A 16,417-nucleotide genomic window follows, 5' to 3' on the forward strand; every position below is an offset into this window, starting at 1 on the left:
CTCTTCTACATTGGTCTCCACTCCATCACCCAGGAGCTTCATCACAGAATAGTTATACTGAGCCACTTTGTGCCCGCGATCGGCGCATCTCTTATACACAGCGCACGCCTCCGGTTTATTAACGGCAGTTCCCTGTCCGTAATAGAAACACGCTGCAAGATTGATCTCTGCCACAGCATGTCCCTTTGCAGCCGCCCTTGTAAAAAGTTCATAGGCACGCGGTAAGTCTTTAGTGACATGTACTCCGCTGCGCAGCTCGCTGGCGAACTTATACTCTGCTTCGGGCTGCGTTAAAATTTCAGCGTTCTCCTCAATCAGCTTGAGTGCCGTGGCCGGATCGGCTTCGACCCCTATACCCTGCAAAAGGTACTGAGCATAGTTATAGCGCGCCTCGGGGTGGCCAAGGGCTGCCGCCACCCTCCAGCAATACGCCACTTCAGTATTCTTTGCGCCATCGGGATTTTTTTTGCGGAGGTTTGCACCGAATGAAAAACTACATGCGCCGCATCCAAGCTCCGCACCCCTCTTGTAGTAGCTTAAGGCGTCCTCTTGCCGGAATTTTAGGTCTGCAGGATATTTCAAACTCAAAAAAGCCAGAGCAGCTGCACTTCTTGCATACCCTTGCTGCAACAGATCTTCCAGGAAATCGACGACTACCTGCCTTTGCTCTTGCGTTATGGAACCCCCGAAGATCAATTTCTGTACGTCGTCCAAAGCAGCTCCATACATGTTTTCAAGAGCTTGCTGCCGCTTCAGTTTGGGTAATAAATCCTCTTTCTCCGCAGGATGCAGCAGGGTTTCATCCAGATTAAAGTATCCTTCTCTAAATGCAGGCAGCTTCAAAGCCCCGTCTTCAAGGCGGGCTTTTTTGGTCGCTTCCCCATTGCTCACCGTGTCTTCCAGCTTCCTTTTCAGCCCTTTGCTATCTTCTTGCTCCATCGGCTCCGCTGCAACTGCGGTAGGGAGTGCCTGCCCATCAAAAATTGCCTGGGGAACAGTCTGCATCGCAGGCAAGGGGTTAAAGGGAATCTGAAATGGAAAGTTCCCCAAGGGATTGAAAGCCATCGGATTTGCCATTGCCATCTGAGGCGGGATTGCCTGCTGGAAAAGTGGCTGTAAATAGGGGCCGGGCGCTATCGGTGCCGGCTGAAGAGGATTCCCCTGTCCCGGGTTCAAAGGGGCAAAAAGTGGGTATTGAAAATAGGGAAAGTTAAAGGGATTCATGAGTTAATCCTTGATGATTATTTTTAAAATTAGAGCGCTTCAGTTGGTCTGAGAGTTTGACCCACAATAACTGAAGCTAAAACTGCCGGTTTCACGTACAAAGGTTTGCAAAAGCCTAAATGTCATACCCCGCACTCGTCATCTCCACCTTCGTGAGAGACTCCAATTTATTTTGACTGGGACCACCCCGCTTATGGGCTAAGACATAGTATTCAAAAGCTTTGACAATATCACACTCGACGCCGTCACCCGTCTCGAACATCTTCCCTAGCAGGAAAATAGACTTCACATGCCCTGCAACATCTGCAGCTCTTTTATAGAGTTCATAAGCCTTCATTTTATCCAGCGGAACACCATCTCCTGTCGCGTAACGAAGGCCCAGAGCGTGAAGCGCGTGAGGGTAATCCTGAGCGGCCGAAAGCTGTAGATAGTGAATACCCTCTTGCACATTGGCCTCCACCCCACTACCGTTGAACTTCATCAGAGAATAGTTATACTGAGCCGTTGGACGCCCATAATCGGCGTATCTCTTATACAAGGCGCACGCCTTCGATTTATTCACGGCAGTTCCCTCTCCTTTAGACAAGCACACTGCAAGATTGAGTGCTGCTTTAGCATTTCCCTTTGCAGCCGCCCTGTTTAAAAGTTTATAGGCACGCGACAAGTCTTTAGTGACATGTACACCCCTTCGCAGCTCACGTGCGAATCGATACTCTGCTAGAGGCTGTTTTAAAATTTCGGCGTTCTCCTCAATCAGCTTGAGTGCCTTGGCAGGATCGGCTTCGACACCTACACCCTGCAAAAGGCATTGAGCATATTTAAGGCGTGCTCTGGGACTTCCGATAGCTGCCGCCACCCTCCAGCAATCCGCCACTTCAGCACTATTTTTGCCATCGGGGCAATTTTTGCTGAGAATTAGACCCACTGAAAAACTGCACGCACCGCATCCAAGCTCCGCACCCTTCTTGTAGTAGCTTAAGGCGTTCTCTTGCCGAAATTTTAGGCCTTCAGGATATTTCGAAATCAAGGAAGCCAGAGCAAAAGCACTTCTTGCATGCCCTTGCTGCAGCAGACCTTCCAGTAAATCGACGACTGCCTGCCTTTCCTCTTGCGTTGTTGAACCCTCGAAGATCAATTTCCATCCGTCTTGCAAAGCAGCTCCATACTCGCTTTCAAGCGCTTGCTGCCTCCCAAGTTTGGAGGTTAGATCCTCTTTCTCGTTGGGAAGCAGCAGGGTTTCATCCAGATTAAAGTATCCTTCTCTAAATGCAGGCAGCTTCAAAGGACTGTTTTTAAGGCGTTTTTTTTTGGTCGCTTCCCCGGAGGTCGCCGTGTCTTCCAGCTTCCGTTTTACTCCTTTGCTCTCCTCTTCCTGCATCGGCTCCGGCGCAGCTGAGGCAGGGAGTACCTGCCCACCAAAAACTGCCTGGGGAACGGTCTGCATCGCAGGCAGCGGATTGAAAGCCATCGGATTTGCCATTGCCATCTGAGGCGGGATTGCCTGCTGGAAAAGAGGCTGCAAATGAGGACCAGGCGCTATCGGCGCCGGCTGCGGAGGAAGTGCCTGTCCCGGGTTCAAAGGGGCAAAAAGTGGGTATTGAAAATAGGGAAAATTAAAGGGATTCATGAGTTTATCCTTGATAATTGATGATTGCTACTAGGTTTTCTAATCTTGACTGAGAGTAAACTTGCTCGTCCGCAAAAAAAACTTGCTCGTCCGCAAAAAACTGATCGGCTGAAATCAACCCGACTCAATTTCAGCCGGGCAAAGTGGGATATTAGCGGCTTGAAATGAACATGGATCGTTTGGGACTAAGTGAGATACTCTCCTCTGCCAATATTTACCTTCATTATCGATTCCACTTTGCTTGTAGCAGCCCGCTCTTTAGTGGCCTTTAGGTAGTATTCAAGCGCTTTAACGATATCAAAATCGATCCCGTCCCCTGTCTCGTACATTTTCCCCAGATGGAACATGGACTGTATGTGCTTTGCGCGATCCGCTGCACTTTTGAAGAGCTGAAACGCTCTCTTCTTATCCATAGGGACACCATCTCCCGAAGCGTATCGAAGCGCCAGGAAGTACTGTGCGGATGGATAATCCTGATTAGCGGAGAGCTCCAAGTAGTGAATGCCCTCTTCTTCATTAACTTCCACTCCATCACCCTCAAGCTTCATCACAGCATAGTTATACTGAGCTGTTGGATGTCCACTCTCGGCGCACTTTTTATAGAGAGCGCAAGCCTCGGATTTATTAGCGACGGTTCCCTTCCCGAAAAGCAAAGCCTCTGCAAGAGAGAGCTCTGCAGTAGCATGTCCCCCCGACGCTGCCCTTTTAAAGAGCTCATAGGCACGCGGTAAGTCTTTAGGTAAAAAACGCCCGGTACTTAGCTCGAAAGCCAGCTCAAATTGCGCTTCTGGCTGATCTAATAATGCGGCGTTTTCCTCGAGGAGTTCGATTGCCTTGACCGGATCGGCCTCGACTCCAATACCCTGCAAAAGGCGCCGCGCATAATTAAAGCGTGCCGCGGGGTGTCCGAGAGCTGCCGCCACCCTCCAGTAATGGGCCACTTCAGCATCCTTGGCACCGTCCGTGTTCATGGCGCTAAGAATTGCACCCACATTAAAATTGCAGTCGCGGCATCCAAGCTCCGCCCCTATCCTGTAGTAGCCGAGCGCACTCTCTTGATGAGCCATGGGGCTGGCTGGATCTGTCAAAATCACGAAAGCGAGGGCAAATGCCCCTCTAACATAGCCTTTTGACATCATACCCTCTAGGGCTGCGATGACTTCCCGCCGTTGATCTTTCGTGAGCGCCTCACCTACTAGCAATTTACAAATCTCTTCCAGCGCGGTTCCATACTCCCCTTCAAGCGTCCGCTGAATTTTCAGCTTGGCAGACAAGTCCTCCTTCTCTCCGGCTAGCAGCAAGGTTTCATCAGGAATAAAGTATCCTTTCCTTAGCAGAGGAGACTCTAAAGGGTCGTAGTTAGGGCGGATTTTCTTTTTCTTAGGAGCTGCTTTGTGCTCTGCGATCCCGACAGTTGCGGCGTCTTCGTTCAAAGCATTGCCCTGCTTTCGCTTCACTCCGCCCCTCTCCTCTTTTCCGGTAAACACCACTGCAGTTACAGGAGGAAGCGCTTGTTCTTCGGGAGTAGCCGGGAGGAGGAGCGGTGCCGAAGGCAAAGCCATGCGCGGAATCCGGAAAGGTGAGTTCCCTGTGGGATTAGCCATTGCCTGCTGGAGGGGAATTCTCTGCTGGAAAAGAGGCTGTAAATAGGGGCCGGGCGCTATCGGTGCCGGCTGAAGAGGATTTCCCTGTCCCGGGTTGACCGGTACAGCGGGTAAATTTGTCAAATTTAGAAAATTGAATGAATGCATTACGCCATCTTTCTGCAATTAATTATTTAAATCGCGTTAGATTATAACACAACATATTAGATATTGAGAACATTTTTCAATTAGAGATTAATCGAACGATGAGAAGACAGGACGCGAGCCTGCCGCGAAAGAACTTGAGAGACTGTCTCAAAAAGAGTCCAAAAATGGAAGCGACTGCTTCTATAAATTTATTTTTTTGAAAAAAAGCTGCCTGATTTAACCCAGATTCTTTCGGCATAAGCCCCAAGCAGCCAGAAGGAAGCACCCAGTAAAGCAAAGAAGAGCGCGAGCGGCATCTTGTCCCAGAAATGCTCAAAATAACGGGTATAGAGGTTGATGAAAAGAAAGGTCAGTCCAAAACCTCTGAACCCACTGTCATCTAGCTTGACACCCAGATAGATCGCAGCAATGCTACCGGCTAAAAAGATCAGGGACCAGTGGAGCAGCTCAAAGCGGCCTGCATCTGACCACACGTCCATATCCCCGTAGTTACCGAAGATGGATAGAACCCAAAGAGAGACAAAGCCGTAGAGAAGCCCGATGTTTTTAGTGACGGCATAAAGAGGGCGGAATGAATTAAAATCCCTTAGCGCAAGCGCTATCAAAACCAACGAAACGCCAAAGAAGAAGAAACGGAGTGGATAGTTGATGCCCAGCCAATAGGCGCCAAATCCAGACACATAGCCTGTCTCTGCCCCAAAGTAACCGCCTGCAAGTATTAGTGCGTAACAAAAAATCAGCGGTGATTTGAGCAGATAGCCAAGAGTGGCAAAGAGTACGCACGAAAAGAGCAAAAGGTTAAGCTCTCCCTCGGTGCCCCATTGCATGGAAACCCCTACGCTGTTTAGGGCAAAAGAGAGAAACACGCATCCCAAGAACATGACACCTTCGTTGGTGACCCTTTTCGATGGATGCTGTTGACTCCTTCGGTATCCGACGAAGAATGACACAGCCGCCAGGCACGAAAAAACGACAGCAAAGCCGATATCCGGCTGCTTGAAGATGGAAGTGATAAGGTCGATCACGACACTGGTTGAAAGCAAGGTCAAGGAGGCGATGATAAGGGATACGACTGCCGCCCATATCGCGTAGCGGGTGATCCGCCTCCAGTCAAAAGAGTCCTCTACAATGTGGGCCTCTATTGATTTGGCCACTTCCTCTGAAATGACACTCTCGCTAACAAGCCCGCGGCACAGCTCCTTGACAAAAAGAGCCTGTTTTTTGCTGACGTGGAACATAATCACCTCTCCTCTAAAGCCGCAGCCAAAACTCACATCATACCGATCTGAGTTTGTAGACGTCTAAGTCAGGCTATTGGGGAGAGTTATAAGTTTTCTCCCAAATCTTCTTAGTCCTGGTGTTTAGAAAGGCTCCCAATTTCCAATAAGGAACCGGAAACGCCTCAAAGTGCTCGGTATCTAAAAAAGCAACCCTGCCGTCTTTGCAAAAAGGAATATTGTCGATATAGACCGAGTCCTTTAACCCCAGTGTGGATAGCAGAGTATACAATTTTTTTAAAAACGGTTCTTTTAAGTTCCCCTTCTTCCACAATTTCCAGTTCGTTTCAGGCGCATGCTTCCGTACATTTTCAACCACCAAAACAAAATGCACACCCTGCACGGATCGAAGCCTTTCTTCGGATTGGAGTGGATAGAGCCATTTTCCCGGCACCTTAAAGATTTTCCCCCATCCTTTCTCCTCGATCATCTTGCCGATCGCTAAGGCCCCCTCAATCCGTCGCATCAGCGGCTTCCACTCATCGATAACCTCTTGATCATCCAAGAAGAGTTTGAAGAGGTAGCCCTTGATGGCAAAGTGCTTGGCTACAACAGTGTGCCGCCCTCCCCTCCAGTGAGGGGCAAAGAAGTGATGGCGATTGAACGCTGCCTTATTGCTCAGCACATCCGCATCTGCAAAAATTTTATCCAATTTTTTCCGTAGCGGATGGTGATAGGGAAGCAAATACGGTTGCACTAACGCCCAATCCGTCTCATTCATGGAGGCTGGCTTTACGAACCCTTCCGCCTGGCAGATACCGGGCAGGTGAAGTAGTGCTATCAGGAAAGCAATCAGTAATTTCATGGGCGGTCAACTTCTTTAATTGCAAGAGTTGGAGAATAACTTCCCACATAGGTTCTTTTCCACCAGTTTCCAGTTTTCGACAGTTCCTTGAAGTCGGTAAACACATATTCATAGGCAAGGGCCCTGATAAGACGCGGAGGCTTTTCCGGAAAAGGGTTAAGTCTGAGCAATCCTAGCACCTCCTCGCGTCCCTCGAGCAGCGCGAAGAGAAAGCGCTGAAACCACACCTCCTGCCGAAATGAACGGAAAGGCAAAAACCACACCTGCCAGTCTAGCCTGGGCTGGAAAGGAGAGATGCGCCTTGGCCTCCTGCTGATTTCCGAAGGCTTGTATTTGAAACAGTACTCTTTCCAATGAAGGCCGTCATCGCTCCCTTCAATCACGATTTCAATCCTTTTTGTCGTCATGACAGCAAATATGCCATAGCGGTTGGCAATGCAATAAGGAGCGGTGAAAGAGAGGATTTTCTTACAAAAATGAGTAGGCGCGAAGTGGTCGTAAAGCCTTAAGACCTGAAGAAAAAAAAGAGCGCTGCCGCCCGCATAGAGAAACAGATTCAGCCAAAGAGGGGTCGGTGCAGCCGGGGCCGCGTTTCCCAAAAAATCAGGCAGCACCCAGTCGGGCAAAAGCACCACGGACAAAGCGATGGTCATGTAGTTTAAATAGGAGAAGTTGCCTGTCAGCCAGATGAAAAACTGGAGCAGAAAAAACTGGCTGAACACAATCAGGCGAACCGTGTCCTCAAAAAAAATTCCGAAGGGAACCACCAGCTCCACAAAAAACATGTAGAGGCAGGAGAGCTTCTGCAGAGGAAGGGGTAGTTTATGAAAAAACCACGCCTGAGTGTTCGGCAAAGGCTGGCTTTGATAGTGAAACTTCAGGGCCGAGAGATTCCGCCAGTTGAGATCGCAGCTTTCCAGCTTGACAGCTCCTGCCTGGATATGAAAGCGAAAGAGAAGAAAATTCAAACTAAAAAAAACCATCGGATTGGCAGGATAGGAGCAGCTTAAAAGAAAGGCATGTGCTGTGATTTCGATTAAAAACAGCTCCCAGCCGAAGCTTAAAAATTCTTGTCCGGCATAAAAAACAGAGAGGTAGATGACAAACAAAAGCGCCAACTGAAGAGGGGACCAAATGCCCTGTATAAGCAAGATGGAAGCGATCAGGCCCAAAAGGATCGTGCCCTGGATAAAGCGGTCTTCCGCATTGATCCAAAAAAGCATGGGCAGTCGCCGCTTCGAGATGCCGCGGCTTCTTCCAATTAAGTTGATGAACTCTTTCAGAGGAAGAATTCCCCGGCTGCCGATCAACCCCTTGATTTGAACGAAGAGCGATCCCAGGGCAATGAAAAAAATAGCCCCCAGAAGTTTTAGAAACAGCGAAGAGGAGAGAAGGTAATGCTCCGGCGTCCACATAATGCATCACATGGGTCAAAATAAATTCATCTATCCACAGACAGTGAGGAATGGAACGAAATTGCTCGATCTGAGAAACTCTCTCGGTATAAGAGACTGTCCACTTTCGGTATAAGACAGGCTCTAAACAAAAAAATCTCAGCGAGTCTTCCTTTGTCCTCACCGCTCTTATATAACATTCTTAGTCCCGAGTCCAAAAAAAGAGGCTCTCTTGCCTTTGAACTCACCTCTCCCCTCTTTAAACCGCTCTCCTACAAGGAGGCTCTCTCTCTTCTTGGAAAAGAGGAGCGATCACTTTTTGCCAAAGTGCAAGTGATTGAAGCTTCCGCCGCGCCTGTCTATATAGCCGGCTCCAGGGAGACTCTTTCACTGCTCAAAGAGGCGGCAGCAAGATCGGCCCTCTATATCGATAAAAAAAAGGTGATCGCCGACTTCTTCTCGGCTACCCCTGTCAAATTCTACGCGATGGCTGTCGATAATGAGAGTATTGAAATAGAGCCTGTGGTGGTTTTGGGAAAAGAGATTCCCTTTCCTGATTTAGACCTCGCCATCCCCTCGTCTCCCCCCTTTTTTTTTAAGGAGGGCTTCCTAAAAACTCCCGGCCCCGACTTTGATCCGGCGTGGATCAAGCGCCTCCTCAAAGAGGGAAAATCGTTCCGTGTTCAGAAGTCCCTGTTTGACAAATGGCTCAAGGAGAAAGAAGAACTGCCGGAGTGCTCGCCTGAGTTCTGCCTGATCGAAGGAGCTCTTCCGCCCATCGAATCAACAAACCAGGCAGAGCCAATACTCCGCATCAGAGACTCTCGAGGCGCCTTTATCGACTTTCTGCTCGAAACGCCCTCGGGGCTAATCAACGCGTATGACATTTCCGCTGGGGCAGAGCATGAGAAGGACCTTCTGGATGCCGGCTATGTGAAACGCAAGGAAGACAGCTGCTACTACTGCCCTTCCGACAGAGCGCAAGAAGCGATTGAACTACTGCTCGGAGTGGGATGGAAAGCGGTGGATAAAGCAGACAACAAGATCAGACTGCTTCAAGATATCCGCCTTCAGTTTGATCTGGTAGAAGACAAGGTATTTGTGCGCGCTGAAATCCCGGGCAACGATCCGTCTTCAGCTGCCATCGACCCCTTTAACGCGGCAGTACAGGGAAAACATCTCATCCCCTTTAAAGATGGCTCTTATGGGCTATTGCCGAAGGGCTTTCTCGCCAGGTGCTCTTCATACGCTCCCGATATCGAAGAGGAGGGAGGCCGCCATTTTATTCCCAAAGTCAGGATCGGCTCCCTGATGGGAAGTGCGGAGGGCACCCAAGACCTTCCCGCTAACGTCAAGGAGCTGCTTGCCAAAATCGGAGGAGAGAGGGTCGCAAACAAGCTCACTGCCTCATCCCCTTTCAAAGGAGTACTAAGGCCCTATCAGGAGACAGGCGCTTCCTGGCTGCTCTCACTCTATGAGGAAGGCTTCAGCGGCATTCTGGCCGATGAGATGGGTCTTGGAAAGACCGTCCAGGTGATCGCCGCTCTTGCGAGCTTGCCGAAACTTGAAAACACACCGCACCTTGCCGTCATGCCGAAAAGCCTTCTTTTCAACTGGTCGCATGAGCTTACCAAATTCTTTCCCTCCTGCCGCGTCCATGTGCACACAGGGCCTGAACGAGCAAAAGATCCAGAAGTTTTCCTGAGAGCCGATATCGTTCTGACTTCCTATCCCCTGCTCCGCCTCGACCTTGATCTTTTCAAAAAAGTGCGCTTCCATACGATCATCTTAGATGAGGCGCAGCAGATCAAGAACAGCTCATCAAAAGTTGCTGTCGCCGCCAAAGAGCTGGAAGCACTCTTTAAAGTCTCGTTAACCGGCACCCCCCTTGAGAACAGCATCCGGGATATTATCTCCCAATACTCCTTTTTAATGCCCGGGCTGATCAAAGAAAACATGGGCGTGGAAAATCCGGCAGCCTTAAACGCCCTCCGCCGTAAAATCCGTCCCTTTCTTCTGCGACGAAGAAAGGCTGAAGTGGCAAAAGACTTGCCTGAAATCATCCGGCAGACAGAGCTCGTCGAGATGGACGACGATGAGAAAGAGAGCTATCAAAAACTGCTGGAGCATTTTCGGGGAGAAACCCGGGCCATTTTGAAAAAGGAGGGCTTTTCCAAGGGCCGCTTCCAGATTTTTGAAGCCATTTTAAGGCTGCGTCAGCATGCCTGCCATCCCAAACTTTACCGCTCCCCCTTGCAGGAAAAAGAGATCCCAAGCGCTAAAATGGCCTTCCTGATCGATGAGCTAGAAGAAGTCTATCTAAGCCAGGCCAAATCGATCGTCTTCTCGCAATTCACCTCCGTGCTCGATTTGATTGAAGAGGAGTTAAAACAGCGGTCGCTTCCCTTCCTGCGCCTCGATGGCTCAACAAAAAACCGGGAGGAGGTAGTCCAGAGCTTTAAGAGGGAAGGTGTGCCCCTCGTTTTTCTGATCAGCTTAAAGGCCGGCGGAGTCGGCCTCAACCTTGAGCAGGCCGACTACGTATTCCTTTACGAACCGTGGTGGAATGAGGCGGTTGAAGAGCAGGCTATCGCCCGTGCGCACCGCATCGGCAGAAAAAGCCCCGTTGTCGCCAAAAAATATATTCTGGCAGGAACAATCGAAGAGAAGATTTTAGAACTGAAAGAGAGAAAACAGTCGCTTGCCTCCGCACTGATCGACGAGATGGACGCCCCGCAAGCGCTTACTGCCGAAGATATCGAATTTTTGCTGGAAGGCGAGGTGCTTTAAAAACCTAAATTTAAACGCTTTCTTAGCACGTGGCGCAGAGTCTCAAAAAAAAATCATTTTTTGGATAAAAGAGTAGTGAAAGGGGGAAAGCCCCCCTGTGGAAAGAATTTTAATCGTTTATCTAACGGGAATGCTCTTCAAAATGATGGTATCGTGGCAAAGCTGCTGCCAGACTTCTTCCTTGGTACCACTCAAAGTTACTCTTGCCCAATGATCATTCAGAAGCGCCTCAACACGAGCGCACACTTTGTTGGTGTCGCTCATCAGAACCGCGAACGGAACTAGCAGCAGCAAGCTAAGCGTGATGGAAACCGCACCGCCAAAGAGAAGCGCTAAAGCTGTGAGCGCAGCAGCGACGATAACGCCGACACGTGCGAACAACCCAACTTTATTGCAGAGATTTTTAGTATCATTTCTTCTTTTTGCCTCTTCGGCAGTTTCCAAACCCTCATACCCGCTGTTGAAAACACCTTTGGCAAAACCAGCTAAACCATCAAAACTCATTATGTAACCTCTTAATAGATTAAAATAGACTTAATAAAATTAGAAATTTAGATTTTGGTAATTTTACGACACAATTCCAATAATAGCAACACCAAGCAAGGTATAATTTCCTTTCAGACAGCGACTTTCATGGAAAAAAAAAGTTGTACACAGTATCTTAACCTCTCCCGAAAGCCATGGAGAGGTGAATGTCAACACATCTAAAGCGCCCGCTGATTATCTATGACGCCATCCACCAAGTGATGGAATACCCGCCCCATTTTGCCGAGCTGCTGCACGATCTGATCAACTTGCCGGCCGTGCAAAGACTGCGACGCATCAAACAGCAATCGCTGTCAGACCTGGTCTTTCCGACGGCGACCCACACGAGGTTCAGCCACGCTCTGGGAACCGCCTTTATCGCAAGCCGCATGATCCGCCAGATCAAAAGACAGGGACTTCTCCCCGATTTCGACGAGCTTAGTGAAAAAATTTTACTGACAGCAGCGCTGCTGCACGACATTGGACACGGCCCCCTCTCCCATACCTTCGAAGTTTTTTTAAAGAGGCTGGGCGTCGACTTGAAGCACGAGGACTGGACCGAGTCGATCCTAACGTCTGAGCCCTTTGCCCGCATCTTTCAAAAGCATGGCCTTTGCGGCAAAGAACAGCTTATTATTGACCTGATCACAAAAAAAGGGAGCAAAAGAAAAGAGGCGCTAAAAAAAGAGCATCCGCACTGGTTTTTGGCAGGTGATATTATTTCCTCGCAGCTTGACGGCGACAGGTTGGATTACCTGCTCCGCGACAGTCACTTTTGCGGGGTGGCCTATGGAAATTTCGACCTTAACTGGCTGATCAGCTGCTTAACGGCCGTCGATTACGAGGGGGTACCCAGGCTGGGCATCACCTCCCAAGGCATCGGCTCCGTCGAGCATTTTTTGCTGGCAAGACGCCTGATGTACCAAAACATCTACTGCTACGCCAAAATCGTCGCATTCGAGCGCCTGATCGTTGAATTTTTAATGGAACTCTCGCGCCTCTACCCCACTCATGCCACCACACTAGAGTCGCTTCTGGGCCATTTTTTGTCGCTCTTCTTCAAGGAGATGGCGGAGGCGGCCGGGAAGAGGGAATTCCGCCAAAAAGCGTTCAGCTCCTACCTGATGCTCTCAGATGACGACGTCTGGAACGCTGTCCGCGATATATACCACTTTCTCCCGAAAATCCCCTCTTTCACAAAAGTGTTGGAGTTGGCCGAGAGGCTCTACTTGCATAAGACACCCAAAGTATACCGCATCCACGATGATAAACTTGCCACCTTGCGGCTCCCCAAGTTCAGACAAGATCTTGGCATCGAAGATGACAGCCAGTGGAAGTGCGATACTGTGCAGGTTTCCTTCAGCCTCTACAGCACTTTAGAAGATCCGATCTTAGTGCAGCAGACGGAGTCTCCTTTTGGCACGATCAAAACTTTGTCTCTCCACTCCGAGCTCGTCAAACAGCTTAGCGACCGGATAGAGCCCTCCCACTGGCTGATGATCGACAAAGGGATAATGGAGAAAGATGACAGGCGAATCAAACCGTTCGTTGAGGATCTCATACGGGCTTGAACCTGGGACGTGCCGTCAATTATACCGAAATTATCTCAAAAATTGGGATTTTGGCTTTGAGAAAACTCTCGCGATTGAATGATCGCAAGTCACCTCATATTTCTAATATTAGATGACTTGTAATCTTTCAATCGCGAAAGCGTTCTCTTTGCCAAAAGCCAAATTTTGAGACACTTTCGGTATATACCGATAGTATCTCAAAGGGTGGGACTTCACCAATCGGGAACGATGTCATATAGCTGCAGGGCTCTGATCACCCGATTTCTGTCCGCCACCTCGATTGCTGAAGGGGATTTTAAAAACAAGATTAGCGCCAAGCGCGAAAAAGTGCTAATAGGCCCCTTCATATCGTCTAAGGATAAAACACCGGGATCGGAAAGAATGCGTCCCCAGGCGTTGGCTAAAATGCGCAGAACATTTTCTGTAAGAACTCTTCCACCCCTTGGTTTTCCCATTTGCGTTAAGATCCCCGGCCTGGATCCTTCACCGCTTGAGAGCGCAAGAATCAAAGACAGCTCCAGCGCTGCAAGATAGCCAAAACACTCCTCTAAAGACCTTAATTTGACCCATTCTTCAAACATGCGGTTTGACAGCGATTCTGCAATCGGAGATGGAAGCCTGACCCCTTCAAAATAGTTAAAGAGCTCCTCAATAATGCACAGAACTTCCCTTTTGGTCTGCAAACCCTCCCCAATCTTTTCAGGATCCAAAAGATACCGATCAGTGACGAGACAACCTTGAATGCAAAACGCTTTGTAATAGAGTTTAAGGAGAAAGAGTAAGGGGAACAAAAAAAGCAGGGCCGCGGCTTTGGCCACTTTGAAAAAGAGCGCTTTGATCCCGGATTCCTCTTGAAGGGAGTAGCAACTCATCGGTTTTATCTTCGCTTTCAAATAGGTAACCGATGCTGCTTCGGAAATGTAGGTCGTGGAGTTACCGAGGTAACACATCCTGTCGGCAAACTCCCCTAAATTCCACAAAAAGGAGCTTAAGCCGCTTAGCCTTTCTTTCTTTAGGTAGACGACCGGTTCAAAAAAGCCGATATGGCGAATGTTGCTATCGAAGTAAATGCGCATTTTATCCGTTTGATTGGATGTAGGGAAACGTGATCTTGGTCCAATAGTCCTTCATCTTCTTATTCAAAATTTTACCGAGTCTGTACCAGCGAATCTTGTCAGGATCCCCCGTGTGCTCTGTATCGACAAAAGCGATGAGCCCATCTTGGCACCAAGGGATATTATTCTCTTTGATGGAGTCGGCAGCTCCAGTCGTGAGAACCACTCTGCACAAGGCATCTAAAAGTTTTTTATCTTTTAACTCACCCCATTTTTTTAAATTCTTCTCCCGGGGATAGGGCTTTACATCTTCGGCAATCAGAATAAAGTTCTTTCTTCCTCCCACCCTAATTTCCTGCGGGGATGGCTCTGCCGGCAGCGGATAGATCCATTTTCTCGGCACTTTGAAATACTTCTGATAGCCGTATTTGACAATTGCGCTTTGGATCTTCTCTGCCCCTTGCACCCGTGAGAGCCACGAAGAGGCATCGGGACGACTGTCTTGATCGTCGGTCAGGATCTTAAACACAAAGCCCGGAATCTCAAGATGTTTGACGACAAAGACTCGTATCCCCTGCACTTCATTTGCCTGAAAACCGGCTTGGATGAGAGAGGCGTTAGACGCAGTTACCCTCTCATTCTTAAAAAAGAGGGCATCCAGCTTCTTCTTCACAGGGTGATCAGAGGGAATAAAATAGGGTTTCAGCGACTCCCAGACACTCTCTTCGACATAGGGGTTACGGACATAATCCTGAGAGAAAAGGCATGCCTGGCAGGTAAATAACATCACGAGAGCCAAAATGAGATGGCATCTACGGGTAGAGAGAAGAGCGGATTCAGTGCGTTTCATGAAATCGTCGTTTTGTAGAGTTTTAAGGCAGGCTCTAAGGCCTTGCTCGCAATCTGCAGGTCTTCGCGGCAGTATATGACAGCTGCTGCTTTCTTTGAAGATCCCGTAGTGATCAACCTGTCTTTGCCGATGGCTTCACTCTGCTGCGCATCCAACTCAAAGCCGAGAAAAGCGAAGTGGGACAAGATATCTTCTCTTACCTTCACGCTCTTTTCTCCTATACCGCCGGTAAACGCAATGAAATCCACTCCCTTCAGTGTCGCCACCATTCCTCCAATCTCCTTGGCCAGGCGGTGAACGAACATCCGGTAGGCCAAAGAGGCGGCTTCATCGGTCTCCATTCGTCCTAAGATGTCCCGAAAATCAGCTATGCCGGCAATTCCGATAAGCCCGCTTTTAAACTGAATGAGCTCCTCGATCTCCTCCAACGTCATTTTTTTGTGACGCATCAGATAAAAAAGAATGCCCGGGTCGATCGATCCCGACCGTTTCCCCATCATAGCACCCTCTATCGGCGTAAAACCCATCGATGTCGCCACCGGCTCCGTCCCATCGACAGCTGTCACCGAAACACCGGCGCCGATGTGACAGGTAATTTTTTTTGTTTTTTCGTGCTCGGGAAAAAGGGAGCAAATTCGATTGAGACAGTATTCATGGCTGATGCCGTGAAATCCAAAACGCCGGATTCCCTCTTTTTTAAAGTGCAATGGAATGGGGTAGGTGGCGATATAGGAGGGTAGCTGTGAAAAAAAGGCCGTATCGAAAACAGCCACCTGCCGCGCTTTTTGAAAGCGCTTTTCGGCAATTTCAATTCCTTCAAGGTTGGCAGGATTATGTAAGGGAGCCAGAGGAAAAAGCTGCTGAATTTTATCTTTCACCTGTTTGTCGATTAAGGTCGGCGCCATGAAGGTTTCACCGCCATGAACGACGCGATGGGCAACGACAACGATCTCATCTTCACTCTCTACAGCTGCGGCAGCCCCGCGGGTGAGGGTGTCGAAAAAGCTTTCGAGACACTTCTCTTTGTCTTTCGACAGCATATCAAGCGGATGCTTCCCTCCCTTGGCATCCGTCACCTCAATCAACCGCGGGGAAACGCCGGTATCGCCCCATTCGATTTTCCCTTCCCAAAGCAGCTGAGGGTCTTTTTTCTGCAGGCCTCTTAAATCAAAAAGCGAGCTTTTCAGCGAGCTTGAGCCCGCATTAATAACCAATATAGTGCCTGCCATCTCCCCTCTCACCGATGTATACCGAAAGCGTCTCGAAATTTGGTTTTTGAGACACTTTCGGTATACACTTCTTGGCAGGATTTCACAACCACAGCTTCTCGTCAATACGAGTCGCTTGGTATCCGTACAGGAAGAGTGCTAGAGAAACAAATGAATCGAGGCTTTTGAAAAGCCCCGTGATCGCCTGCATTGAAGAAAATCGAGGCGCGAGAGGTTCCCAATCCTAATCAAATGATTTGATCTCAGGCAGAGACCTCTCAAGCTCAAATCATACAATGTCTGGATTAAGACAGGCCCTTATACCGAAATTGTCTCAAAA

Annotated in this window: 12 protein-coding genes; 2 read left to right on the forward strand and 10 right to left on the reverse strand. The window is 49.0% G+C overall.

Features of this window, described 5'->3' with window-relative positions; genetic code table 11:
- The 6 genes from ELAC_RS06340 to ELAC_RS06365 form a co-directional block, all read right to left on the reverse strand.
- Nucleotides 1–1,224, reverse strand: a 1,224-nt coding sequence (locus ELAC_RS06340) for a tetratricopeptide repeat protein (RefSeq protein WP_143406462.1), incomplete at its 3' end; no start/stop codon positions are given.
- 115 nt (nt 1,225–1,339) lie between these two features.
- Nucleotides 1,340–2,851 carry an SEL1-like repeat protein gene (locus ELAC_RS06345; RefSeq protein WP_098038454.1) on the reverse strand — a complete coding sequence of 504 codons (1,512 nt, stop codon included), beginning with the start codon at nt 2,849–2,851 and terminating at the stop codon, nt 1,340–1,342.
- 185 nt (nt 2,852–3,036) lie between these two features.
- Nucleotides 3,037–4,602 carry a tetratricopeptide repeat protein gene (locus ELAC_RS06350; RefSeq protein ID WP_098038455.1) on the reverse strand — a complete coding sequence of 522 codons (1,566 nt, stop codon included), beginning with the start codon at nt 4,600–4,602 and terminating at the stop codon, nt 3,037–3,039.
- 188 nt (nt 4,603–4,790) lie between these two features.
- Nucleotides 4,791–5,840 carry a DUF2157 domain-containing protein gene (locus ELAC_RS06355; protein WP_098038456.1) on the reverse strand — a complete coding sequence of 350 codons (1,050 nt, stop codon included), beginning with the start codon at nt 5,838–5,840 and terminating at the stop codon, nt 4,791–4,793.
- 73 nt (nt 5,841–5,913) lie between these two features.
- Nucleotides 5,914–6,684, reverse strand: a complete 771-nt coding sequence (locus ELAC_RS06360) for a hypothetical protein (RefSeq protein ID WP_098038457.1) — start codon at nt 6,682–6,684, stop codon at nt 5,914–5,916.
- Nucleotides 6,681–8,099, reverse strand: coding sequence for a lipase maturation factor family protein (locus ELAC_RS06365; protein ID WP_098038458.1), 1,419 nt, complete (start codon nt 8,097–8,099; stop codon nt 6,681–6,683). The genes ELAC_RS06360 and ELAC_RS06365 overlap by 4 nt, the downstream gene beginning before the upstream one ends.
- Before the next feature lie 153 nt (nt 8,100–8,252).
- On the opposite strand from ELAC_RS06365, the gene ELAC_RS06370 reads away from it, so the two are divergent.
- Nucleotides 8,253–10,868 (forward strand): DEAD/DEAH box helicase, encoded by a 2,616-nt coding sequence (locus tag ELAC_RS06370; protein ID WP_098038459.1) that lies wholly within the window; start codon nt 8,253–8,255, stop codon nt 10,866–10,868.
- A 117-nt stretch (nt 10,869–10,985) separates the two neighbouring features.
- Here the strand turns inward: ELAC_RS06370 and ELAC_RS06375 are convergent, their stop codons facing one another.
- Nucleotides 10,986–11,372 (reverse strand): hypothetical protein, encoded by a 387-nt coding sequence (locus ELAC_RS06375; protein WP_098038460.1) that lies wholly within the window; start codon nt 11,370–11,372, stop codon nt 10,986–10,988.
- 188 nt (nt 11,373–11,560) lie between these two features.
- Here ELAC_RS06375 and ELAC_RS06380 point away from each other — a divergent pair, with 188 nt between their 5' ends.
- Nucleotides 11,561–12,964 carry an HD domain-containing protein gene (locus ELAC_RS06380; RefSeq protein WP_098038461.1) on the forward strand — a complete coding sequence of 468 codons (1,404 nt, stop codon included), beginning with the start codon at nt 11,561–11,563 and terminating at the stop codon, nt 12,962–12,964.
- A 212-nt stretch (nt 12,965–13,176) separates the two neighbouring features.
- On the opposite strand, the gene ELAC_RS06385 is transcribed toward ELAC_RS06380, so the two are convergent.
- The 3 genes from ELAC_RS06385 to ELAC_RS06395 are packed head-to-tail and all read right to left on the reverse strand — an operon-like array spanning nt 13,177 to nt 16,098.
- Nucleotides 13,177–14,040 carry a hypothetical protein gene (locus ELAC_RS06385; RefSeq protein WP_098038462.1) on the reverse strand — a complete coding sequence of 288 codons (864 nt, stop codon included), beginning with the start codon at nt 14,038–14,040 and terminating at the stop codon, nt 13,177–13,179.
- 1 nt (nt 14,041) lies between these two features.
- Nucleotides 14,042–14,869 carry a hypothetical protein gene (locus ELAC_RS06390; protein WP_098038463.1) on the reverse strand — a complete coding sequence of 276 codons (828 nt, stop codon included), beginning with the start codon at nt 14,867–14,869 and terminating at the stop codon, nt 14,042–14,044.
- Nucleotides 14,866–16,098 carry an acetate/propionate family kinase gene (locus ELAC_RS06395; RefSeq protein ID WP_098038464.1) on the reverse strand — a complete coding sequence of 411 codons (1,233 nt, stop codon included), beginning with the start codon at nt 16,096–16,098 and terminating at the stop codon, nt 14,866–14,868. The genes ELAC_RS06390 and ELAC_RS06395 overlap by 4 nt, the downstream gene beginning before the upstream one ends.
- Nucleotides 16,099–16,417 lie beyond the last annotated feature (319 nt).

The organism is Estrella lausannensis, assembly GCF_900000175.1.
GTDB classification, from domain to species: Bacteria; Chlamydiota; Chlamydiia; order Chlamydiales; family Criblamydiaceae; genus Estrella; species Estrella lausannensis.